The organism is Acinetobacter sp. SWBY1 (genome assembly GCF_002946595.1).
Classification (GTDB): domain Bacteria; phylum Pseudomonadota; class Gammaproteobacteria; order Pseudomonadales; family Moraxellaceae; genus Acinetobacter; species Acinetobacter towneri.
The window spans coordinates 2223358-2247623 of record NZ_CP026616.1 but is presented as its reverse complement, the minus strand read 5'-3'; the positions used below and the strand labels follow the sequence as shown (position 1 = coordinate 2247623).

The 24266-nt window shown below is 40.5% G+C and carries 19 protein-coding genes; 9 read left to right on the top strand and 10 right to left on the bottom strand.

The annotated features are described in order from the left end of the window. The first annotated feature begins 71 nt into the window (after positions 1 to 71). Complete coding sequence (locus C3Y93_RS10805) at positions 72 to 299, top strand: accessory factor UbiK family protein (RefSeq protein WP_096902239.1); 228 nt, start codon at positions 72 to 74, stop codon at positions 297 to 299. Between the two features lie 72 nt (positions 300 to 371). Beyond that, complete coding sequence (locus C3Y93_RS10800; RefSeq protein WP_096902240.1) at positions 372 to 1859, top strand: YifB family Mg chelatase-like AAA ATPase; 1488 nt, start codon at positions 372 to 374, stop codon at positions 1857 to 1859. Positions 1860 to 2013: 154 nt separating this feature from the next. Here C3Y93_RS10800 and C3Y93_RS10795 read toward each other — a convergent pair whose 3' ends face one another. After that, a complete protein-coding gene (locus C3Y93_RS10795; RefSeq protein WP_026438393.1) occupies positions 2014 to 2766 on the bottom strand; it encodes a TorF family putative porin in 753 nt (250 codons plus the stop codon). Between the two features lie 1128 nt (positions 2767 to 3894). On the opposite strand from C3Y93_RS10795, the gene C3Y93_RS10790 reads away from it, so the two are divergent. After that, complete coding sequence (locus C3Y93_RS10790) at positions 3895 to 5238, top strand: OprD family outer membrane porin (protein ID WP_104852908.1); 1344 nt, start codon at positions 3895 to 3897, stop codon at positions 5236 to 5238. A 97-nt stretch (positions 5239 to 5335) separates the two neighbouring features. Here C3Y93_RS10790 and ppa read toward each other — a convergent pair whose 3' ends face one another. Continuing rightward, positions 5336 to 5872 (bottom strand): inorganic diphosphatase, encoded by a 537-nt coding sequence (gene ppa / locus C3Y93_RS10785; protein ID WP_104852907.1) that lies wholly within the window; start codon positions 5870 to 5872, stop codon positions 5336 to 5338. Between the two features lie 124 nt (positions 5873 to 5996). Then, entirely contained in the window at positions 5997 to 6395 is a 399-nt protein-coding gene (locus C3Y93_RS10780) for an MAPEG family protein (RefSeq protein ID WP_104852906.1), read from the bottom strand. A 104-nt stretch (positions 6396 to 6499) separates the two neighbouring features. Between C3Y93_RS10780 and C3Y93_RS10775 the strand changes: the two genes are divergently transcribed. Then, on the top strand, positions 6500 to 6880 hold the full coding sequence (locus C3Y93_RS10775; RefSeq protein WP_104852905.1) for a hypothetical protein: 381 nt from the start codon (positions 6500 to 6502) through the stop codon (positions 6878 to 6880). Positions 6881 to 6988: 108 nt separating this feature from the next. Here C3Y93_RS10775 and C3Y93_RS10770 read toward each other — a convergent pair whose 3' ends face one another. From C3Y93_RS10770 to C3Y93_RS10745, 6 genes are all read right to left on the bottom strand, one after another. Next, a complete protein-coding gene (locus tag C3Y93_RS10770; RefSeq protein ID WP_104852904.1) occupies positions 6989 to 8665 on the bottom strand; it encodes an AMP-binding protein in 1677 nt (558 codons plus the stop codon). Between the two features lie 148 nt (positions 8666 to 8813). Next, complete coding sequence (gene parC, locus C3Y93_RS10765; RefSeq protein ID WP_104852903.1) at positions 8814 to 11033, bottom strand: DNA topoisomerase IV subunit A; 2220 nt, start codon at positions 11031 to 11033, stop codon at positions 8814 to 8816. A gap of 174 nt (positions 11034 to 11207) precedes the next feature. Next, positions 11208 to 12527, bottom strand: coding sequence for an MFS transporter (locus tag C3Y93_RS10760; RefSeq protein ID WP_104852902.1), 1320 nt, complete (start codon positions 12525 to 12527; stop codon positions 11208 to 11210). A gap of 156 nt (positions 12528 to 12683) precedes the next feature. After that, complete coding sequence (locus C3Y93_RS10755) at positions 12684 to 13328, bottom strand: trimeric intracellular cation channel family protein (protein WP_104852901.1); 645 nt, start codon at positions 13326 to 13328, stop codon at positions 12684 to 12686. 65 nt (positions 13329 to 13393) lie between these two features. After that, positions 13394 to 13861: a YchJ family protein gene (locus C3Y93_RS10750; protein ID WP_104852900.1), complete on the bottom strand. Its 468-nt coding sequence runs from the start codon at positions 13859 to 13861 to the stop codon at positions 13394 to 13396. A gap of 89 nt (positions 13862 to 13950) precedes the next feature. Then, positions 13951 to 15534 carry a TerC family protein gene (locus tag C3Y93_RS10745; RefSeq protein ID WP_104852899.1) on the bottom strand — a complete coding sequence of 528 codons (1584 nt, stop codon included), beginning with the start codon at positions 15532 to 15534 and terminating at the stop codon, positions 13951 to 13953. Positions 15535 to 15867: 333 nt separating this feature from the next. Here C3Y93_RS10745 and C3Y93_RS10735 point away from each other — a divergent pair, with 333 nt between their 5' ends. Continuing rightward, positions 15868 to 16494, top strand: coding sequence for a TIGR00730 family Rossman fold protein (locus tag C3Y93_RS10735; RefSeq protein WP_104852897.1), 627 nt, complete (start codon positions 15868 to 15870; stop codon positions 16492 to 16494). Positions 16495 to 16667: 173 nt separating this feature from the next. Here C3Y93_RS10735 and C3Y93_RS10730 read toward each other — a convergent pair whose 3' ends face one another. Further along, positions 16668 to 18554 carry a choice-of-anchor I family protein gene (locus tag C3Y93_RS10730; RefSeq protein WP_104852896.1) on the bottom strand — a complete coding sequence of 629 codons (1887 nt, stop codon included), beginning with the start codon at positions 18552 to 18554 and terminating at the stop codon, positions 16668 to 16670. A gap of 183 nt (positions 18555 to 18737) precedes the next feature. Between C3Y93_RS10730 and mdtD the strand changes: the two genes are divergently transcribed. The 4 genes from mdtD (at position 18738) to C3Y93_RS10710 (ending at position 24264) form a co-directional block, all read left to right on the top strand. Then, positions 18738 to 20129, top strand: a complete 1392-nt coding sequence (mdtD, locus tag C3Y93_RS10725; protein WP_104852895.1) for a multidrug transporter subunit MdtD — start codon at positions 18738 to 18740, stop codon at positions 20127 to 20129. Positions 20130 to 20376: 247 nt separating this feature from the next. Next, positions 20377 to 22314, top strand: a complete 1938-nt coding sequence (locus tag C3Y93_RS10720) for an acyltransferase family protein (RefSeq protein WP_104852894.1) — start codon at positions 20377 to 20379, stop codon at positions 22312 to 22314. Positions 22315 to 22427: 113 nt separating this feature from the next. Next, positions 22428 to 23219 (top strand): GH25 family lysozyme, encoded by a 792-nt coding sequence (locus C3Y93_RS10715; protein ID WP_104852893.1) that lies wholly within the window; start codon positions 22428 to 22430, stop codon positions 23217 to 23219. A gap of 34 nt (positions 23220 to 23253) precedes the next feature. Next, a complete protein-coding gene (locus tag C3Y93_RS10710; protein ID WP_104852892.1) occupies positions 23254 to 24264 on the top strand; it encodes an MBL fold metallo-hydrolase in 1011 nt (336 codons plus the stop codon). The last annotated feature ends 2 nt before the right edge of the window (positions 24265 to 24266 follow it).

The window sequence follows — 24266 nt, the reverse complement described above, 5'->3', positions numbered from 1 at the left end:
CTGAAATGCTATAGTCTATTCAAGACCAGTGCTACACTGCCTCCATTTTCTCCATCTTTGTGGAAACAACAATGATTGAAACTTTATTACAAGCCATTTTGGAACAAGTTGAACAACCTAAAAAAGATTTAGAACATAATTTACGTGCTTTGCTCAATGAAGCGGTCACCAAAATGGATTTGGTCTCGCAAGATGAGCTAGACCGCCAACGTACTGCGCTCAATAATGCCAACTTACGTTTAAATGAATTGTTAAAACAGGTTGAAGCACTGGAACAGAAAATTCAACTCAAAAAATAAGCACCAATTGAGTGCATAAAAACAAAAAACAAACATTATAAAAATAACGCACCAAAACGGATCATCATAAAAATGTCTTTTGCCAAAGTGTATACGCGGGGGCTGCTCGGCTTGCACGCCCCTGCAATTGAAGTTGAAGTCCATCTGAGTCAAGGTTTACCTTCTTTAACCATTGTCGGTCTAGCCGAAGCTGCCGTGCGTGAAAGTAAAGATCGGGTACGCTCTGCCATTATTAATAGTGGTTTTCAATTTCCGACCAAACGTCTGACCATTAATTTAGCACCTGCCGACTTGCCCAAAGATGGTTCGCGTTTGGACTTAGCCATTGCTTTAGGCATTTTAATTGCTTCGGGACAGTTGCCCGAACAAAGCACTGAAGGTTTAGAGTTTATTGGAGAATTGGCTTTAGATGGTCAATTGCGCCCCACCACAGGCACACTCAGTATTGCGATTGCCTGCCAACAGGCACAGCATTGTTTGGTTTTACCTGAACAAAATGCACAAGAAGCTGCTCAATTGCCTGACTTTGAAGTCTTTGCCGCCACACATTTAAAACAAGTTTGCGAACATTTGGCACAAAGCCAGCCTTTAGATAAAGTCACCGCGACTGCCCAACCACAGTTATCACATTCCGCCTTTGATTTAGTCGATGTTAAAGGACAGTTGCGCCCACGACGTGCTTTGGAAATTGCGGCTGCAGGTGGACATTCATTGCTATTCAAAGGCCCACCTGGTACAGGCAAAACCTTATTGGCATCTAGGCTTTCCAGTATTTTACCGCCATTGAATATGCAGGAAAATTTAGAGGTTGCCAGTATCTATTCAGTGGCCAATAGCCCGCATACGTTTGGACAGCGTCCTTTTCGCGCCCCACATCATACCGCTTCTGCTGTGGCCTTGGTCGGTGGAGGCTCATATCCCAAACCCGGTGAAATTACCTTGGCGCATTTAGGCGTTTTATTTTTAGATGAATTGCCTGAATTTGATAAAAAAGTGTTAGAAGTGCTGCGCCAACCTTTAGAGTCCAAAGAAATTGTGATTTCCCGCGCCTCTCGGCAAATTACCTTTCCAGCCAACTTTCAACTGATTGCTGCCATGAATCCCTGCCCTTGTGGTTATGCTTTTAATCAAGATGTGCGCTGTCAGTGTTCTGCAGAAAGTATTAAACGCTATCAAAACCGTATTTCAGGACCGTTGTTGGATCGTATCGACTTACACATTGATGTACCACCTCTGCAAGCACATGAATTACAGGATACCCGACCAGTGGAAAATTCTGAAACCGTGCGAAGCCGTGTCATTCAAGCATATACACGACAATTGCAACGCCAAGAGTGTTTAAACATGGCGCTCAGTCCCAAACAATTAGAACTATTTGCACACTTAGATAATACTGCCCAAAATATTTTAGCCATTGCGCAGCAGCGTTTGAACTTATCGGCGCGTGCGTATCATCGGGTGTTACGAGTGGCACGCACCATTGCAGATTTAGCCCAAAGTGAACAGATTCAAAGTCCACATTTGAGTGAAGCACTGTCTTATCGTGCCCATGAAGCCTGATTGAAAGTCTAATTAAGAGTTCGATTAAGAATCTGATTAAAAGTCTAAGAGATGAAAATAGCCCATTGCCATGCCTGTACAATGGGCGAGTTGTTTTTATTGTTTTAAGTTTCACTCCTAACTGGAGCTTTTATTTATCGTCGTAGCCGTATCTTTAGAAGGCTTTAGTTAAAGTAAATACAGCTCCTGTTTCAACGCCACGCTTTGCCGCATGCGAAAAACCATCGGTATCAATATCAGTTCCTACAGCAGCCAATTCAGCAGATAAACCTTCAACTGAAGCAAAGTTATAGCTTACACCGACTTTCCAATCTACATAGCTGTCTTTTCCACCGCCAAAATCAAAGTCATCTGCTTGGGTGTAACCTAATCCAGCAACCCCAGAAAAGCCGGTACTTCCAATGGGTGCGGTATAAGTGGCATTGAAATACCAAGCATCGGTGTCACCACCTAAGAAATCATTACTGTAGTTAATGGCTGTTAATAAGCTGGCATCTTTAAACAAAACATCACTAAAACCTAATTTTGCATAAGCTTCGAGCCAGTTTAAATCGCTCTCACTTGGGTAGGCGTAATACCAAAAACCCACATCCAAAATGGGTTTGCTGGCAAAATAATCTAGGCTTGTGGTATAGCCCATATAAGGGTCAAGCTCTAAATGTGCCGTACCACCAAAATCGACATTGGAACCCCACACGCCTGCATACACGCCAGAATCATGGCTGAGAGCAAAACCTGCTTGCACTGCGGGATCATTAAAGGTTTGAGTTAAACCACGATAGCGATAATCACTGGTTAAGGCTGCTGTCCCGCTAAACGACATGCCTGTCGCATTTTCTGCAGCAAAGCTGAGACTTGATGTGGCTGCGAACATCGCCAAAGAAAGTGTTTGAAGTACGAATTTCATTTTAGATTCCCCCTGCATCGGATGAGATGCCTTTGTCTATTTTTTTTGACTCAATGAAGGAATTGCAAACTCTATGCCAACGATGAAATTCAGAACAGCAATTTTACGTTTAAAAGCAATAGATATAAATTTAAACTATTGTTATACATCAATTATTTTTAGTGTGTTTTTTGTTTTGATTGGAATGAATTTTGATTTGCATCAATACTCGTCTTATAACCACTGCACTTTAAACATGAATTTACACAGTGCTATGATTATTTTTTGCATCCTTGCATAGCAATAAAGCTAAATCACATACCTAAAAAAGTGCAGTCAAGAATCACAAGCCTATCCTGATCAAAAAATAGAAAGTCATGCCTATCCTCTGTTCATCCTTACGCCATCAACTATCAAAACTCAGTGAACAGACAGAAATCCTGTCCTAAACTGCACTAGATTTCTGCACCAAAATTTGACATCAATATACGACGCGACACTTCAATCTTCACATCAAAAATAATTCAATGACCAAAACGATAGATCAATTTTAATTTTCGCAAGCCAACGACCATATAAAAGTTATGTATAAAATATCTGCTTAAACAGTTCTGTTTTCATCGTAATGCCAAAACTAAACACCGATGTTTCACATGAAATCCGTAATAGCCAAAAGCTATTACTCAAAGCTTAAATAAAATGTAATTTTTATACTCTTAATTCAAATAAAGATTCATAAATTTATTTCCCCACTTATCTCTTGCCCAAAATTCGACTTCATAGATAACCATTTCACAGGAAAAACTTCACCCTATTTTAAAATTTATGCTGTGCCTTATGCGCTTTGATCACACACCAAGCTGTTGAAAAATTGAATAAACTGTATTTTTAATGTACAAGTTGCAGATGCGCTGTATTTGGCTATGTTTCAGTGACTCAGTAAGTTTTAAATATGTTTATGTTTTTACTAAAAAATAAAATATTTATTCAACTTTTGAAAAGTCGATATTTTTAATGACCCCACAGTTTATCGAAAAAATGCTTAACTTTAGTGTCATAAGTGCTTTAAAAGTGATATTTTCGCGCATAAATAGCGATACAATTCGGCTACGTTTCAACTACACATTTACTGCATGAGGCTCTCTCCCAATGCTGCAATCTAAAAAATTAACACTTGCGTTATTGATCAACGCAGCGCTTGTTTCAACTGCATTTGCTAGCGAACAAAGTGAATCTAAAGGCTTTGTAGAAGACGCAAACGGTTCGGTTTTATTCCGTACAGGTTATTTAACTCGTGATTATAAAGATGTAAAACCTGGTACAGATACAAGTTCATTTGCGCAAACTGCAATTGTCAAATTAGATTCTGGCTTTACCAAAGGTGTAGTCGGTTTTGGCGTGGGCGTGATTGGTGATGCTTCATTCAAGCTAGGTGAAAATGGTCATACGGGCAATGGTATGATTCCAACGCATAGCAAGAATAATGCAGATCGTACGAAAGATGCTTATGACCATTGGGCGCGTGGTGGTGCTTATGTCAAAGCACGTATCTCGAATACTACAGCAACTTACGGTACACAAGTTTTAGATTTACCTGTACTGGCTAGCAACACTGCCCGTTTAGTGCCTGAATATTTCGAAGGTGTTTTAGTGACTAGCCGTGAAATTGATGGTCTAGAGTTAACTGCTGGTAAATTCACTAAAAATCAATATTCTGATCAAATTAACTCAGATGGTAATCAATTAGATCGTGCTGTTGTCTGGGGTGCAAAATATAAAGTCAATGATGCAATCAATACTGCTTATTATGGTACAGACATCAAAGACCGTTTAGAGCGCCACTATGTAAATGCTAACTTTAAGCAAGCGCTTGCGAACAATAGTGCTTTAACATACGATTTCAGCGGCTATCACACTAAGTGGGATGCAGCTGCAGATGGTAGTGCTTATACTTACTCACATACATCAAATGATTTTGATAATTTAAGTAACAGTATTTGGGCACTTTCCGCTACATATAACACTGGTCCACACAACCTTATGGTGGCATACCAACAAAATACTGGTAACACTGGTTATGACTATGGTTTAGGCAAAGGTGTCGGTGACGGTCATCAAACTGTTTATATGCCTAACTCATATTTATCTGATTTTATTGGTAATGATGAGAAGTCTGCACAAATTCAATATACCTATGATTTTGGCGCAATGAATATTCCAGGCCTAACTTGGACAACTGCTTTTGTTTATGGTTGGGATATTGACGTTCCTGCTGACTACAAAGGTAATCGCTCAATCTTAGCAACGAATGATGCTCAAGAACGTGAATTCTTTAACCAGGTGAAATACACCGTTCAATCAGGTTTTGCAAAAGATGCAAGCTTACGTCTACGTCATTCATACTACCGTGCAAGTGATGACTATCAAGCCGGTTATATTGGTGATACCAACGAATGGCGTATCTGGTTAGACATTCCTGTGAAATTATTCTAATTCACTCGAAGTTCAAGCCATAAAAAAACCTGCACAATGTGCAGGTTTTTTCAATTTAAGCTTTAAAAATTTAAAATCTTAAACTAACGCAAAGCAATTATTTGTTTGCTTCTGCATATGCAGCAATTGAGTCCAGTACTTCTTGTTTCGCAACATCAGCACCTTCCCAACCGCTTAACTTAACCCATTTGCCTGGCTCTAAGTCTTTATAGTGCTGGAAGAAGTGTTCAATTTGGCTGATCAATAATGGTGGAAGATCCGTATATTCTTGAACATCTTTATAAATTGGGGTTAATTTTTCGTGCGGAACGGCAACCAATTTCGCATCAATACCACCATCATCTTCCATGTTCAATTTACCCACTGGGCGGCAACGAATCACAGAACCTGGCTCTACTGGGTGTGGAGTCACAACCAATACGTCTAGCGGATCACCATCCAATGAAAGTGTATTTGGTACATAACCGTAGTTCGCTGGGTAGAACATTGCTGTACCCATGAAACGGTCTACAAATAATGCATCAGAATCTTTGTCAATTTCGTATTTGATTGGCGCTGCATTGGCAGGAATTTCAATGATCACATAGATGTCATTTGGTGCATCTTTACCCGCAGGGATATTGCTGTAGCTCATAGCATCACTCTTAAACAAGTTAAATCTTTTTAAAACCGCGTCAATTATAACGGTTTTCTGTCCTGAATTACTGCGCGATTATACATCTGCAAGGCAAAAATACATATTTTCAGACATGACTTGATCAGGTCAGTTTAATCACCATCAGCAAAATACAAATTGGACAAAGTAAAGACAGCATCCAAACAATTGAACGCAGCGTCGCCCAATTGGCTAAATAACAAATTCCATAAATAATGCGCAGCACAATATAAGCAATACCAAACATCATCACCACCACTTGTGGGATGACCATATATTCCGCCATGAGCACTGCAGCAATAAATAAAGGCAGGCTTTCAAAACTGTTTTGCTGTACGGCGTTAGCACGTGCAGCCAAACCTGTGGTTTTGGCTAAAAATTCACGTGGATTTTGGTTATCTTCGCGTTTAAAGCCGCCTGCCATTTTTGCGACAACAGCAAAGACATACGGCAATAAGCAAGCAATTATAATTAGATAAACAATTCCACTTATGCTTTGCATCAATTTTTTCTCATAAACTGTATTGAGAACTTATCATAACATGGCATTTCTTGAATAAATTTTGTTAAATAGCATGTTTTAAGCAATTGTATAAAGGATCCATTATGGTCAGCCCAGATCAAAAGGAAATGCTAGATGTACTTGAAAAGCAACGCCAACATCAACTGCGAGTGGATCGTGTTTTAAAAATTGTGTTGCCTATTGTGGCATTTTTATTGACGGTAATTTGTGCCAACATGAACGTATGGTCGACCATTTTTAGTTTTGTTGTGCTTTGGGTGGCGTTTTATGCGGTGGGGATTAAGCGTTTACCGTTATGGCACTGGATTATCGTGATTGTGGTGTACTGCTTAATTGATAATATTTTAAGTTATGGCAGTTTTAATCAATCAGGTTTTAGTCGCCAATTTGGTGCGATGTTTATTTTCTTGGGTATTGTGGGTGTTGGGCGTCGCTACTTTGACCGTTGGTTGATGAAAGAATAAGGTCTGGTGACACTTCGTCTGTATTGAACAAGAAGCAATCAATTTTCTAAGCATATAAAAAAACGCCCCTGAATTTTCGGGGGCGTTTTTATTTCAAAGCAGAATGAATTACGCAGTTTTACGCAAATCTTTACGCAAGATTTTGCCTACGTTCGATTTTGGCAATTCATCCATAAACTCCACATAACGCGGGCGTTTATAGCCAGTTAAGTTCTCTTTAGCGAATGCTAATACTTCTTCTGTGGTTAATGATGGATCTTTTTTCACCACAAACAGTTTTGGCACTTCACCTGATTTTTCATCTGGTACACCAATGGCTGCCACTTCCAATACTTTCGGATGCTTCGCAATCACTTCTTCAATTTCAGATGGATACACGTTAAAGCCTGATACCAAAATCATGTCTTTTTTACGGTCTACAATTTTCACATAGCCACGTGAATCCATGACACCAATGTCACCTGTACGGAAGAAACCATTAATCATCACTTTATCGGTTTCATCTGGACGGTTCCAATAGCCTTTCATGACTTGTGGACCACGGATTGAAATTTCACCTTGCTCACCCAGTGCAACTTCATTGCCGTCATCATCCAAAATAGCCACTTCAGTTAATGGTAATGGAATACCAATTGTGCCAGTGAATTCTTCAGATGCAGGCGGGTTTGCCGTTGCAACTGGCGAAGTTTCAGACAAGCCATAACCTTCAATGATGTTAGTGCCTGTCACTTTTTTCCATGCTTCAGCAGTCGATGGTAATACGGCCATACCCCCGCCCATCGCCATTTTCAATTTGCTGTGATCAAGCTGTTTAAACTCTTCATTGTTCACAAGCGCATTGAATAAAGTATTCACCGCAGGGAAGAAAGTTGGTTGATATTTGCGTAATTCTTTCATCACCGCAGGTAAGTCACGCGGGTTTGGAATTAAGACGTTTGCCTGACCTTTGTACATGCCGTAAAGCGCACACACCATGAATGCAAAGATGTGATACAGCGGCAATGCACAGAAAATACGGTCATCTGGCTGACCATCTTTCGCACCGAATTTACTTTGGAAAATACCATCACATTGCAGCATGTTTGCCACAAGGTTGCGATGCGTTAATTCTGCACCTTTAGATACACCTGTTGTACCACCTGTGTATTGCAACACAGCAGTATCACTTAAAGTTAAGTTAGGACGTTTGTAGTTGCTTGGGCTCACTTTAGATATTGCCGCATTAAATTTAATGTGACCCGGAATGTTCCATGCTGGAATCTGCTTACGCACTGAACGTAAAACAAAATTCACCAAGGTACCTTTTAATGCACCTAACATATCGCCCACAGAAGCAACAACCACATGCTTCACAGGAGTTTTACCAATAATTGCCTGATAAACCGATGCAAAGTTTTCGATAATCACTAAAACTTCAGAACCAGAGTCATTTAATTGATGCTCTAACTCACGCGAAGTATAAAGTGGATTCACGTTCACCAAAACTAAACCTGCGCGGAACACCCCCAGTGCAACCACAGGATATTGAAGTACGTTCGGCATCATCACCGCAACACGCGAGCCAGGTGCCAAACCTAAACTTTGTAAATAAGTTGCAAATTTACGGCTAGCTTCTTCTAGTTCACTAAAGCTTAAAACCTTATCCATAAAGATAAAGGCATCACGTGAACCAAATTTTTGGAAATTACGTTCAAAAATGTCTACGAGTGACGTATTTTCTGCAGGCAGTTCTACAGTTTCTGGAATCCCTGTCTTTTGGTATTCAGCAAACCAAATCTTTTCCATAATGCCAATTTCTCCAATCAATAATCCTTAGTTTTAAACTGTTTTTCTCAATACAGGACGTCGTTCTTTGCTTGTTTATGTCCCGTATTGCATCCATTTTCACGAATACAAACCATATATAACGTATTTTGCTTAAAAAACGCTAGTATTATCTTTGAATTAACAGTTTATTTGCTTTTTGGTAACCGCGTGGTAAGAGATGACCTTTCGTGCCGCGCTTCGCCACATACTTCAGCAAATCGTCGCCTTTGAGTTTGAGTTGTTGCTGTCCTGCAAATACTTGAATTGCTTCATCTAAATTTAAAGGTAACATAGACACCAACTGATCTTTTTCTTCAAGTTGTATCAATTTATTACCTTTACCTTTATTCAAAATTGGCAATTCTGACAGCTCAATCACCAGTAAACGCCCTGCTGAACTGAGCAGTGCAACATGACTCGCGTGTTCAATCATTTGCAAGTTCATCACTGTCGATTGTTCAGGCAAAGACAGGAATGCTTTACCTGCTTTGGCACTGGTATCTAACTGTTTGGCCTGCGTTTTAAAGCCGTAACCTTTGCTGCTGGCTGCTAGAATTTCAGTCTCATCATCGGCAATCAGCAATTGTTTAAAGCCAACACCACTGGCAGGAGCAAGTTTTGAACTTAATGGTTCGCCCAAGCCACGTGCCGAAGGCAGGCTATTAATTGGCAACGCATAACTGCGTCCCGTATCATCTAAAATATAGACGCGCTGATTGGATTTGCCTTGTGCATGACTGAGATATTGATCACCCGCACGGAAATTTAGATTTTCCGCATCGACCTCATGCCCTTTGGCACAACGAATCCAGCCTGCTTCAGACAACACCACCGTCACAGGGTCGGCAGGTAGCATATCTTGTTCATTAATTGCAGTCGCTTCGGCACGCAATACAATCGGTGAACGACGATCATCACCAAATTTTTTCGCGTCTTCTTTCAACTCACTGATAATTAAGTTTTTCAATGATTCAGGATTCGCCAATTGTTCACGAATAATGGCAGCACGTGCTTCTAATTCTTCTTGTTCACGGCGAATTTCCATTTCTTCAAGCTTGGCTAAATGGCGTAGCTTTAACTCCAAAATGGCTTCGGCCTGAATTTCATCAATACCAAAATGCGCCATCAACTCGGCTTTAGGATGATCTTCTTCACGAATAATCCGAATCACGGTATCAATATCTAAATAGGCAATCAGCAAACCTGCCAAAATGTGCAGTCGCTTTTCGATTTTATTAAGATGATATTGCAAACGACGTGTGACGGTATTTTTACGAATCTCAATCCATTCCAGCAAAATACGACGAATCGATTTCACCTGTGGACGACCATCTGCGCCAATCATGTTCATATTGACACGATAGCTCGATTCTAAATCGGTCGTGGCAAACAAGTGACTCATCACCGCTTCGGCATCAATACGGTTGGAACGGAGTACAATCACCAAACGGGTTGGGTTTTGATGGTCAGATTCATCACGCACATCGCTCACCAACGGCAGTTTTTTCGCCTGCATTTGATCGGCAATTTGGGTAATGATTTTTGAACCCGAAACCTGATACGGCAATTCGGTAATCACGATTTCATTTTTTTCGATGCTGTACACCGCACGCATACGGTAACTACCACGACCTGTACTTTGCATTTTCAGCAATTCTTCAGGTGGGGTAATAATTTCAGCTTTAGTCGGTAAATCTGGTGCAGGAATATATTCTGCAACTTTTTCATCGGTTAAATTTGGGTTGCGAATCAGGGCAATTGTGCCTTTCACCACTTCACGCAAGTTATGCGGTGGAATATCGGTCGCCATCCCCACGGCAATACCTGTGGTGCCGTTAAGCAAAATATTCGGTACACGCGCAGGCAAATTGACAGGTTCTTTTAATGAGCCATCAAAGTTATCTTGCCAATCACAAGTACCTTGCCCCAATTCCGCCAAAAGTACTTCACTATATTGCGATAGTTTGGCTTCGGTATAACGCATGGCGGCAAAGGATTTAGGATCATCGGGTGACCCCCAGTTGCCCTGCCCTTCAATAAATGGGTAACGATAACTGAACGGCTGCGCCATCAACACCATAGCTTCATAACAAGCATAATCACCATGTGGATGGTATTTACCCAATACATCCCCTACGGTACGGGCCGATTTTTTCGGTTTGCCGCTGTGCTTGAGTCCAAGCTCACTCATGGCGTACACAATACGGCGTTGTACAGGTTTCAAACCATCGCTGATATGGGGTAATGCACGATCCATAATCACGTACATGGCATAGTTAAGGTATGCACGTTCAGTAAATTCTGCTACGGAACGGTTTTCTGTTGCATGATGCGCAAGGCTTGTCATAAAACCTGTCGTCCTAAATCATTTGTTTTTGTATCAATCGGCTTATGCTATGCCGCAGCAGCATCCTGCACAAGGGCTAGTAAGGATGCTCTGCGACAATTTGTGTCTTATGCCGTAAAAATATTCATTTTATAAAAAACAGCAATGCAAAATATACGATGGCTGGTGGTTATTTTACAAACCTATCGACTCTAAAGTTCTGCCTTTGGTTTCTTCACCCAACACTACAATCACCAAAGCAACGGCCAATAAAACCGCTGTAAACATCATAAAGACATAACTAAAGCCATTTTGCATGACCATCATGTGTGTGACCACCATTGGGGCGATAATACCGCCCATACGCCCAATCGCCGAGGCCCAACCTGAACCAAAAGCACGAATATTGGTTGGATATTGTTCAGGAGTATAAGTGTATAGCACACCCCATGCGCCCAAGTTGAAGAACGACATCAAACAACCCCAGAACATGATCATCGCTACACTGTCGGCCTGACCAAAGAAATAAGCCGATACGGCACACATGCCAATAAAACCAGCTAGTGTGGCTTTGCGCCCTAATTTTTCGACCAGCCAAGCAGCTGCAATATAACCGGGCAATTGCGCCAAAATCATGCCCAACACATATTCAAATGACTGTACGATGCTGTAGCCTTGCTGCACCAACAGACTAGGCAACCAAGTGAAAATGCCATAATAGGAATAGACAATGCCAAACCAAATCAGCCACAGCATTAAACTACGGCGTGCAAATGGCCCCGACCACAGTTGGGTAAAAGAGATATGCTGTTTAGCGGCAACAGGCTGAACTTCAATCTGTTCAATGACTTCTACCCCACATTGACGCTCAAACTTTTGTACCAGTGCATGTGCTTCGGCAATACGACCACGATTGATCAGATATGGGATAGATTCAGGGACTTTTTTCCAGATAACCAAGGCATATAAGGCAGGCAAACCACCGATTAAAAATGCTGTATGCCAATCAAATTTTGGAATCACAAAATAAGAAACCAATGCCGCACATAACCACCCCAAGCCCCAAAAACTTTCCAGCAATACAATAAAACGCCCACGCACATGCGCAGGAATGTATTCACTGACCAAAGTCACCGCTACGGGAAGCTGCCCGCCCAAACCTAAACCGACAATAAAGCGAAAGACCAGTAACCAAGTTAAATTCGGCGCAAAGGCACAAGCGGCAGTAGCTAGACTGTAAATCACCAAGGTGGTGGCAAATACAGTTTTACGTCCAATTTTATCGGCCAGACCACCTGAAAAGACTGCCCCAATGGCCATTCCGACAAAGCCAATTGACACCACCATGCCTTTTTCGGCAGGGGTCATGCTCCAGTCTTCTGCCATTTTTGCCAAAATAAAGGAGATCAGTCCTGTATCCATGGCATCAAACATCCAGCCCAAACCAATCACCACCAGTAGGCTATAGTGGAATTTTCCAATGGGTAGACGTTGCACACGCGAAACTAAATCCATAACACACTCTTTAAGTTGGCTAAAAGGATATGGGCTAAAACACAACTGCTGTTGTATTTTTATACTATGAATTGACAGGATGTGGATAGCATTAAAAAACCGATCTAGTGATCGGTTCGCTTCTATTTAGATATTCAATACAATTCTTATAACCAATTAGGTTTCATCTTTAGAGGATGCTGAATGTTCATCATCGTCCTGATAAATAAATTTAGGCATTTCTAAGCCAAAATAAATCGCAATCAAACGCAAGGTAAAACCAAAAATAAGTGTTGTGATCACAGTTAATTCAAGTGATAAACCGATTTTGATACACAACCAATAGCAAATCACGGACACAAAAGAAATACTGGCATATAGCTCACGGCGGAACACCAAAGGCACATCATTACACAGAATATCACGCAGAATCCCGCCTGACACACCTGTTAAGACGCCTGCAACGGCAGACACCACAAAGCCATGCCCCATTTCCAAAGCAATTTGACAACCAATAATAGTGAAACCAATTAAGCCTAAAGCATCGAGCACCAAGAAAATGGAACGTAAATGACGCATCCATTTGGCAATTAAAATGGTGATAAAAGCTGCAATACAGGTCAGCACCAAATATTCAGGATGTTTGACCCAAGTCAGCGGATAATGCCCCAACAATACATCTCGCACCGAACCACCGCCCAATGCGGTGACACAGGCAATTAAGGTGACACCAAACCAGTCCATGCTGCGACGCCCTGCAGACAATGCGCCTGTCATCGCTTCTGCGGTAATCGCGATTAAGTAAATGACCAACAACAACATGGACTTGCCCTTCTTTCACTAGGCCAATAGATGTGCGTTATCATAAGCGAAAAACCAAGATAAAGTTATAAAAATTGCGCACAACATTGCTTAAATTTTTTACCCGAACCACAAATACACGGCTGTTTCATGGTCGGCTGTTGCCCTGTGGTCGGATCTAGAAAATACCAGCGTGCCTGATGTTGCACAAAATGGGAAATTTCATGGTGAATTTGCGCCTGCTTAGCATCATGGTAATGGGCTTTAAATTCAACTTGGGCATGGCTTTTATCTAACTTTTCATTGCTATTCAGCACTTCGAGCTTTAACCATTGATTCGACTTGCTCCAATCTGCAATTGCGCCAACATCCAGACTTGCCTGTTGTCCTAGCGCAGTGGTTTGCACAATATAATCAATTTGTTGTAAGGCAAAAGCACTATAGCGTGAACGCATGAGTTGGCTTGCAGTTTCCGCATGTGCCTGCCCTACGTGTAAAGGTTGGCAGCAGTGTTGATAATCGCCCTGCCCGCACGGACATGCCAAGTGATGCATAGAAAGTTCCAATCAATAATAAAAAACAGCCTGACAACGCAGGCTATTTTAGCGGAAGCACAAGACTGAAATACAGTCTAGCATTCAGTTTATGATGCGCTTGAAGATTCCTGTTGAATCAAATGCACTTTTTCAATTTTATGTCCATCCATGGTCACAATTTCAAAAATATACCCATCCGAAAGTAGCTTCTCACCGTTTTCAGGCAAACGTCCCAAATGGAATAAAATATAACCAGATAAGGTTGAATATTGCTCGCTTTCATCCACCAAATCACGACCCAATAATAAAGATACGTGGCGAATATCGGTGGAACCATCTAGCAATAATGTGCCATCTTCCAAACTTTCAGCACTGGCTTCGAGTGCATCTTCATCTGGAAATTCGCCCGCAATTGCTTCCAAAATATCAATAGGTGTGGCAACGCCTTCAATCGAGCCGTATTCGTTCAACACAATTGCCATTTGCAGCGGTGCTTGACGCAATTGCTCCATCACCATCAAGACTTGGGCATTTTCATGCACAATCACGGGTTCACGCAAATGTGTTTCAAAATCCAGCACCCCTGTTTCAATGTATTGATTCATAACTTTGTGGGTTAAGACAATACCTGAAATATTATCCAGTTCACCGCGCGCCACAATCACCCGTGAATGGGTCATGCTTAATAACTGGCTACGAATTGAGGCTTCATCTTCGTCTAAATCAATCCATTCGAGTTCAGGGCGTGGCGTCATGACCGACTTTACAGGACGTTCAGATAAACCCAATACCCCTTGCACCATCACACTGTGATAGACCCCATTTTCTTCGTCAAAGACTTCATCAGCAAAGGCGCGGGTAGCCAAAACATCTTCGTTGATATGACTGCTTTCTGTCGTATTTTGACTTTTGCCACCTAACATCCGCATCACAGCCGAAGCAGTACGGTAGCGTAAATCGGTGGTGGTCACGGTTTTTTCCTGATTTCTGCGGATGGTTTGGTTCAGGAATTCAATCATCACCGAGAAGCCGATGGCGGCATATAAATAGCCTTTTGGAATGTGATAGCCAAAGCCTTCCACCACCAATGAGAAACCAATCATCATCAGGAAGCACAAGCATAAAATCACGACAGTCGGATGCTTATTGACAAAGTCCATGAGCGCTTTAGAGGCCCACAACATAATGCCAATGGCGATAATCACCGCAATCATCATGACCGATAAATGCTGCACCATGCCCACAGCGGTAATCACGCTGTCGAGTGAGAACACCGCATCTAGCACCACAATCTGCACAATCACCATCCAGAAAGTCGCGTGCACAGGGTTTTCTTCTTTTAGTGCAGGTTTTCCTTCAATACGTTCGCGCAGTTCCATCGTGCCTTTAAACAATAGGAATACACCACCAAACAGTAAAATTAGGTCACGTCCAGAGAAAGGATGTTCAAAAATATGGAACAGTGGTTGGGTCAGGGTGACCACCCACGCAATAGAAGCGAGTAATATCAGGCGCATGCCTAAGGCAAGAATCAAGCCCACGACCCGTGCAGTATTGCGTTGTTCTGGCGGTAGTTTTTCTGCCAAAATGGCAATAAACACCAAGTTATCAATGCCCAGTACAATTTCAAGCACGATCAGCGTTAATAGCCCCACCCAAGCTGCAGGGTCAGACATCCATTCAAAGATCATCTGTTCTTCTCCTGAATATCTAAAGCGGAATACGCAAAAAACATATCCTGTATTAAAACCAACTTGGCTGGCCCTTGCAGGTTTGACATCACATTAAAAAATATTCGTTCGGTGCGACAACTGCCACTGTCCATGACGATTCTATAGTTGTAAGACAAGCCTTGAGTATAGGAAAGTTTGCGCTCAGATTCATCCCCTTTTTGCGACATCGTCCACGCCAATGCAGCACTTTCACAAATCTTTGCAAATTGAACACTGCATATTGACGGGTTTGTCATATTTGGGCACTAAGCTAGAGCCAACAAAAAGAACATGCTATGGTGAACAAAATAAATGAATAGCGTATCAAGAATGACTCAATCAACTTCTATTAATCATCCCTCTCCCCTTACCACCCAACCTTTGGTAGCACTGTACTGTGGTTCGCGTGCTGGCAATAACCCGATTTATCAGGAAAAAGCAGTACAACTGGCAAGAAAACTAGCTGAACAAGGCTTTGGCATGGTTTACGGTGGTGCGAGTATTGGTTTAATGGGTTTGGTTGCCGACACCATGGTGCAACACGGTGGTCAAGCTGTAGGAGTGATACCTGAATTTATGCTCGATTATGAAATTGCCCACAGTAATTTAACCGAATTACACGTAGTCAAAAGTATGCATGAACGTAAAGCGATGATGGCAGAACGTGCTAGCGCCTTTGTCGCTTTACCAGGTGGTTTGGGCACGTTTGAAGAGATTTTGGAGATAGCCACTTGGGGTCAATTAAATCAGCACCAAAAACCCATGATTTTATATAATGTAAATGGCTTTTATGATTCGCTGATTCAGCAGTTAGACCATGCAGTGCACGAAGGTTTTTTACCACCGCAACACCGGGCTAAATTAATTGTGTGTAACCACTCCCATAAAATTATTAATGCTTTAAAGAATTTGGATGCTCCACCTCATTTTGTGGGTTAAACTTTTTAGGTACATGAAATAGCAATAGAAAATAGCAGAGAAAGCGAGTCGGTGACTCGCTTTTTTTATTTACTGTTCATTGGTTTTACAGCATAAAAAAAGAGCACCGAAGTGCTCTCTTTAATGGGTCATACGTTTTTAACTTTCATACACTTCCAGTATTTGAAATACTGTTAGTTAAGCTTGATTTGGTACACAGCAGTAGTTCCGCTGACTTCATTACCCACAACCAAAAGTGGCTTGCCGTTAGGTGAGTCTTTGGCTGCAATAAAGATTAAACCTTCAGGGCCGAGATTTGAATTTTCAACTTTAACCGCATTACCTTCTGCATCGAACGATGTACGGGTTTCACCAAACTTACGATCATTAAAATATTCAACAAAGAAAGGCTGGGTTGGTTGGGTAATGTCATACACCATAATGCCACCCATACGCTCCAACCCAATGAAGGCAAAGGTTTTTTGACCAATTTTACCTAAAGTAATACCTTCAGGTTCAGGTCCTTTATTGTCACTACGATCATCGACTTTTAATTCATCATGATTAGTATTAAAGTATTCTGGAAATAATTCAGCAGTTATGTGCTCAAAGTCATTTTTCGAGTCCCAAACAATTTGTTTGGTTTTAGGATCTACAATACTAAATGAACGACCACCATAGGCATAAAGTTTGTCATAGGTCATTAAACCATCGCTATCTAGTACAGGCTCACCATTTGCATCTTTTTTATAACCTTGCGTCCAAGTAATCGTTAAACGACCCAATTGTGAATCTTTAATTAAATTATCTGCGCAGACTTCATTGGCATCGGTAGTGGTACATGCTTTAAATACGCTTGAATCAAGTTTTGCGCCTTTAATCCCTGACTTTAATCGACGTAAATGCGCAGCATAATCGCCATTGCTACGGAAGCCTTTATTATTAAATAAGTGTTTAACACGAATTTCTTCTGCATAACCTTGAGTTAAATCATCTGTACCAAAATATAAGTCTTCATCAACCAACCATTCACGCGCATCGCCTTCATTGGCAGTAACCAAATAGCTTTGTCCATTGGCTTGATATTGCGCAATTGCATCTGGCATATACATGCCGTATAAACCAGGCCAAGCTTGAATATTGATCATCCCCTCATCTTTAGCACAGGCTGTAATCGTTTTACCGTTATAGTCTTGTTTACCCACAACACAATCACGATCACCAGCATCTAAAGCATTTTCAGTCAAGCCAAAGTCTTTATAACCCAATGGGAAAATATCGACCACTTGGTCTTGAGTCAAATCAATCACAGCAATGGCGTTGTTTTCTTGTAGACTTGCCCAAGCGGTTTTACCATCGTCACTCACCGCAATATATTCAGGCTCTAAATCTTGTGCGACAGTCGCATTTGGCCCAAAAATACGCACGCCCGCATCTAACAATTCCTGTTTACGTTCATTCCATGCCTGAAAATCTGCAGTTTTTACAGTAGGCTTGTTAATATCACTCAGATTAATAATACTGATCGAACCTTCTGGATCAATCGCATAGCCTTCATTTGGCTCACCTTCATTGGCAACCAAAACTTTTTTACCATCTGGGGTAAAAGTCAACATATCAGGCAATGCACCGACTTCAACTTTGCTGATAAAGCTCAGGTCTTTGGCTTTAAAAAATGCCACGATGCCTTTATCAGTTTTAGGTGTTGCCTGAACAGCTAAAGCGACAATACCTTGATGTACCGCAACACTATTGACTTCAGAATTCGCTAAATGAGTCTTGGCATCCAAGCTGTTCAGCTTAACAGGTGCACTTGGGTTGCTTAAATCCAGTACATCGACCACGCCATTTTTCGCATTGACTACAAATAAACGTTTGCTTTCAGCATCATAAGCAGGAATTTCCGCAGCACTCGCACCAAAAACTTGTGCATCGTATTCCCCTAAACGCTCCAAACTAATTGTTGTAGGTGTTGCTTCAACAACTTCTTCTTTTACAGGAATAGGATCATTATTATCATTACAGCCCACCATCCCCACAGACAACAAAGTCAACATTAATGCAGAAATTTTCGTTTTCATAAATTACTCATCATTTTTCTAAATGCACCCAACTTACAAACTCAAAGTGAATAATCGGTGACAAATAGATGACAATTTCATGGCATTTACTTGAATTTTCAAACACTTTTCATACTTTTGCAGATGCAGTCCGCTAGATTGCAAAATGGTTTAAACTAGACCAAATGTCCATTTTGCCGAGTTATGAACCAAACACCGACCCATCAAGCCCTGCATCCTGAATACCGTCTTTTGGTATTTCTGGTTTCAATTGGCTTTTTTATGCAGGCGCTCGACACCACCATTGTGAATACAGCAATCCCTGCAATGGCACATAGCCTGCAGGAAGACCCGCTACGGATGCACAGTGTGGTAGTGGCGTATGTGCTCTCGGTGGCAGCGTGTATTCCATTAAGTGGATGGTTGGCAGATCGTTTTGGGGTACGCAATACCTATTTTGCAGCGATTATCATTTTTACCCTTGCCTCTTTGGGTTGTGCTGCAGCAGCGAGTCTGAATGAATTACTGTTTTATCGGGTGATTCAAGGTATTGGTGGCGCATTGCTCTTGCCTGTCGGGCGCTTGGCGATGTTAAAAATCATTCCACGTACCCAGTTTTTATCTGCCATGAGCCTGATGAGTCTGGCAGGGTTGATTGGCCCCTTAATTGGCCCAACTCTGGGTGGCTGGTTGGTCGAAGTCGCCACGTGGCACTGGATTTTTCTGATCAACATTCCTATGGGCATCTTGGGCTGTTGGATTTGTATTAAAGCCATGCCGAATGTGACTGAAACTGAAGTTAAAAACTTTGATTTTCTCGGGTTTATCCTATTAGTTGTGGCGATGGCGGGCTTATCTTTAGGCATCGAAAATTTTGCCAACCCACAACATAATCTGCTTTGGAATTTAGCGTTAATCTTGGCTGGCGGTATTGCCGCAGCATGCTATGCCCGCCATGCCCATACTCATCAAAATGCCTTATTTCGCAGCGATTTATTTAAAAATCGCTTATATGCCATTGGTATTTTAGGTAACTTTTTTGCCCGCTTCGGGGGCAATGCCATGCCTTTTATCATGCCAATCATGCTACAGGTGGCTTTTGGTTTTGAACCGTTTCTCACGGGTTTGATGATGATTCCGACTGTGCTCGGTTCTTTGGTATCTAAACCAATTATTCGGCCTTTAATTCAACGTTTTGGCTATCGGCAGTTTTTACTGACCAATACGTTATTGGTCGGGGCGTGTATTGCTAGTTTTGCGCTGACCACTGCTGAAACTGCGACTTGGTTACGTGCCTTGCATTTTTTTATATTTGGGGTGCTTAATTCATTGCAGTTTGTGGGTATGAATACCTTTACACTCAAAGATTTACCTCAACAAGATGCCAGCAGCGGCAATAGTTTTTTATCCATGATTATGATGCTGTCGATGAGTATTGGCGTGGCATTGGCAGGTACTTTGGTGAATATGTTTAGTGCCTATTACGGCGCAGGACAGTTAGTCAGTGCTTTTCATGCCACTTTAATTTGTTTGGGTGTATTAAATATTTTGGCATTTTTAGTGTTTTGGAAAATTCCGAGACATACTGCGGTTTGAAGAGCCTTACTGACATCATTAGATTACTCTCAAATACTAAAAAGTCACAGCACTTAAAGAATCCAAAAAAGAATAATTTTGCACAGGCAGAATTACATAACCAATTGAATTAAAATAAATTTTAAATAATGTTACTTATAAGCTATATTTTATTAATTTTAGAAAACTTTAAATTAACTGATAATAATGATTTATATTACGTTCAGTTATAGAATATGCCAATTTTCTGATTTACTATAAAATTCTTATGCAATTTAGATACGATATAAACGGACTACGTGCAATTGCTGTGCTTGCTGTAGTTTTTTTTCATTTTAATCCACAATGGCTACCGGGTGGATTTGCTGGGGTTGATGTTTTTTTTGTAATTTCTGGCTTTTTAATGACATCGATTATTTTTAATGGTGTAGAAAAAAATAACTTTAATATCTTCAAATTCTATAATGCTCGTGCAAATCGAATAATACCTGTATTAGCTGTAATGTCTGCTGTTTTACTCATATTTGGGTGGTTCTATTTAATTCCAAGTGACTATCGTGATCTAGGACGACAAGTTGAGAAAAGTTCTTTATTTATCTCCAACCTTTTATTTGCAAAAGGTGGTGGTTACTTCGATACAGCAGAGCATACAAAATGGTTGCTACATACATGGTCTTTATCTATTGAATGGCAATTTTATATCTTCTTCCCTATACTCATAATTATTCTTAAGAAATTCTTCAGCTTCAAAAAGCTAAAACTTGTTGTGATGAGTCTCTTTCTAGCAAGTTTAATTTACTGTGTATATGCAACGTACAAAGATAGTAAAACTGCATATTTCCTACTGACAAGTCGAGCATGGGAGATGCTACTCGGTGGATTAGCATTTTTATATCCTTGGTCACTCCAAAGTCAAATCAAAAAAATTAGCGTTCAATCAATAGGTATTGTTCTTATTATTACAGCTTACTTCTTAATGTCAAAAGATACATTATGGCCAGGTTATATGGCTCTAATCCCTGTGTTTGGTGCATATTTAATTATTGTAAGCAATTATCAAAATAATTTAATCATTAATAATCCTATTTTTAGCCATATTGGTAAGTGGTCTTACTCTATCTACGTCTGGCACTGGCCTTTAGTTGTTTTTGGATTTTATTTTACATTTGAAAATTGGTGGATTTACGGTATCCCACTTTCAATACTACTTGGATTCTTAAGTTATCAATTTATTGAAACTATCAACTTCCCACGATATTCATCTTGGAAAGAGATATATAAGGTTAAACCTTTTTATATATTTTTAGTCATTTTAGTTTGTGGCTACGCTATAAAAGAAACAAATGGTGTGATTTCAAGACTTCCTGTAGTTGCGAAAATCGCTGAGAATGAAATTAGTAATTCAAACCCTTACAAATGTGATTCAAGCTTAAGAAATCGTGATGTAGAAGAGTGTAAAATTGGTAATACGAATAATATAAAAGCTGTAATTATTGGGGATAGTCATGCTGATGCACTAACCACTGCTGTTGCTTCAGCATTTGACTTAAAAAATGAAGGAGTAATTTCTATCGCAGCTTCAAGTTGCCCATTTTTTCTGAATGCAAATATACAAGATCACAAAAATAATGATGATTGTCATAGCATTAATATTAAACGCCTCCAATTAATTGAATCTAAAAGATATGAAAATATTCCAATCATTTTAATATCTAGACTCCCTGCATATATTGAAGGTCAAAATGATGTTGAACGTGTAAAAAATGAAGGAAATAATCCTTCTATATATTTTTCTAATGATAAAAAAATGTCAAAGGATACACTTTATAAATTAATTTCTAAAGATTTAACAGAAACATTATGCAAGATTTCTAAGAGTAATCCAACATATATTACTTATCCCGTTCCAGAATTCCCTATGAGTATACCTAAAACTATTACTAAAAATGCATTTTTTAACAGGCCTATCACTTTAACTATGTCTTATGAAAGTTACTTAAAACGCTCATCTAAAGTAAGAGATATTATTCAAAATAGTGCAAAAGTATGTAGAGTAACGACAATAGATCCAGCAAAAATATTATGTCCTGCTAATCAGTGTATATCCACTTATAACGACAGACCTATCTATCGTGACGGAGATCATTTAAGTGAATACGGGAATAAATTATTAACTCCTATTTTTAAAGAATATCTATCTAAATAAACACTAAAGTCAGATTTTCTACCTAGATAGAAAATCTGATTAGCTATCGAAATCACATAGTACGGAGCCATCCTGCGGGTTATGATAGAACTTTACTCAGCCTAAATCTGAATATGCGTAAACCGTCTCGTCAACACACAAGCTCCAAGTTTACGCCGCACTATCGCATTGCAATTGGCGTAATAGGTAGTGCAATTTTGGCGGTATTCATATATTTTGGTATTCTGCGACAGCCCCCTGCTGCTGCACAGGACTATCCTATTCAGGGTTTTGATGTATCCCATCATCAAGGGGAAATACAGTGGCATAAAATCTCGCCACAAAAATATGCCTTTGTCTATTTAAAAGCCACCGAAGGCGGTGACTTTAAAGACCGAAAATTTCAGCACAACTGGCTCAAAGCCCGTGAGCGTGGTTTTTTGGTCGGTGCCTATCATTTTTATCGCTTATGCCGTGATGGCACAATTCAGGCAGAAAACTTTATTGCAACTGTTCCCAAAAAAACCGACAGTTTGCCCCCCGTGATTGACTTGGAGTATGACAGCAACTGCATTAATACCTATAGCAAAGAACAGTTACTGCACCAAATTCAAATCATGCATGATGCGCTATATCAACATTATGAAAAACAACCGATTTTTTATGTATCCAAAGCCTTTTACAATATGGTATTGACTGAAAGCTTTAAGCAAACACCACTTTGGGTCAGAGAATATCAGGGTAAACCACAACTGGCAGGTCAGCCAAAATGGTTATTTTGGCAACATACCAATCAGGGTCAAATAAAAGGTATTCACAGCCCTGTTGACCTGAATGTTTTTTATGGCAATAGCAAACAATGGCAGCGTTTTTTAACAGACAACGCGATTCAACCCGCAAGACTTGAACTGAGCCAGAAAAAATAACAAGATAGCCGCATCACAATAAAAAAGTACCGTCATGAAAATTATTAAAGGACTGCTTTGGGCTGCGCTTACGCTCAGCATTTGTGCAGGATTCGCACTGTTTTACCTATTACACCCCGCAGGCAAACTAGAACAATTTTCCGCATGGCAATATCCAGTAAAAACCACAAATGCCAACTTAAAAGTACATTATTTTGGCGTATCTACCCTGTTGTTTGATGATGGTGAAAACCAAATTCTGATTGATGGATTTTTTAGTCGCCCCTCTCTTGCACAAGTCATGTGGAACAAGTTAGACAGCCAACCAGCCTTATTGCACAAGTTGATTCAACAGCATCAATTACAACGCACACGTGCGATTTTGATCACCCATTCGCATTATGATCACACGCTAGATTTGCCATTTTTGGCGCAGCAACTCAAACACAGTCAAATCATCGGTTCAGAAAGTAGTTTGAACATTGCCCGTGGTGCCGCAATTCCTGAATCTCGATTAAGCCTTGTCAATCCTGCCCAACCAATACAGATTGGAAAGTTTAAGATTACGGCTATTCCATCACAGCATACCCCTGCCACCACTGTGAATAATGATTTAGGTGAACAAATTCAACAACCATTGTCCTTACCTGCCCGTTTTTATGAATTTAAAGAAGGCGGCAGTTTTGATTATTACATTCAGCATCCTGAACAGAACATTTTAGTCAAAGCCAGTACAGGCGCGATTTCTAAACAATTACAACACTTGCAGGTAGATACTTTATTTTTAGGGATTGCACAGCTCTCTAAACAATCGGTTGCTTTTCAACAGCATTATTTAGATGAAACTGTGGGAACGTTGCGCCCTCGTGTCGTGATTCCAATTCATTGGGATAATTTTTTCCAGCCTTTAGCGCGCCCTTTAGAGTTTTTGCCCCGCATTGCCGACCATAGCCCACGGAGTTTACAGCGTTTGATCGACTATGCAGAACAGCAATCGACACAGGTGATTTTGCTGAATAGCAACACGCCTTATCCGCTTGCTCCGATGCTACAACCGACTTCCTAAAC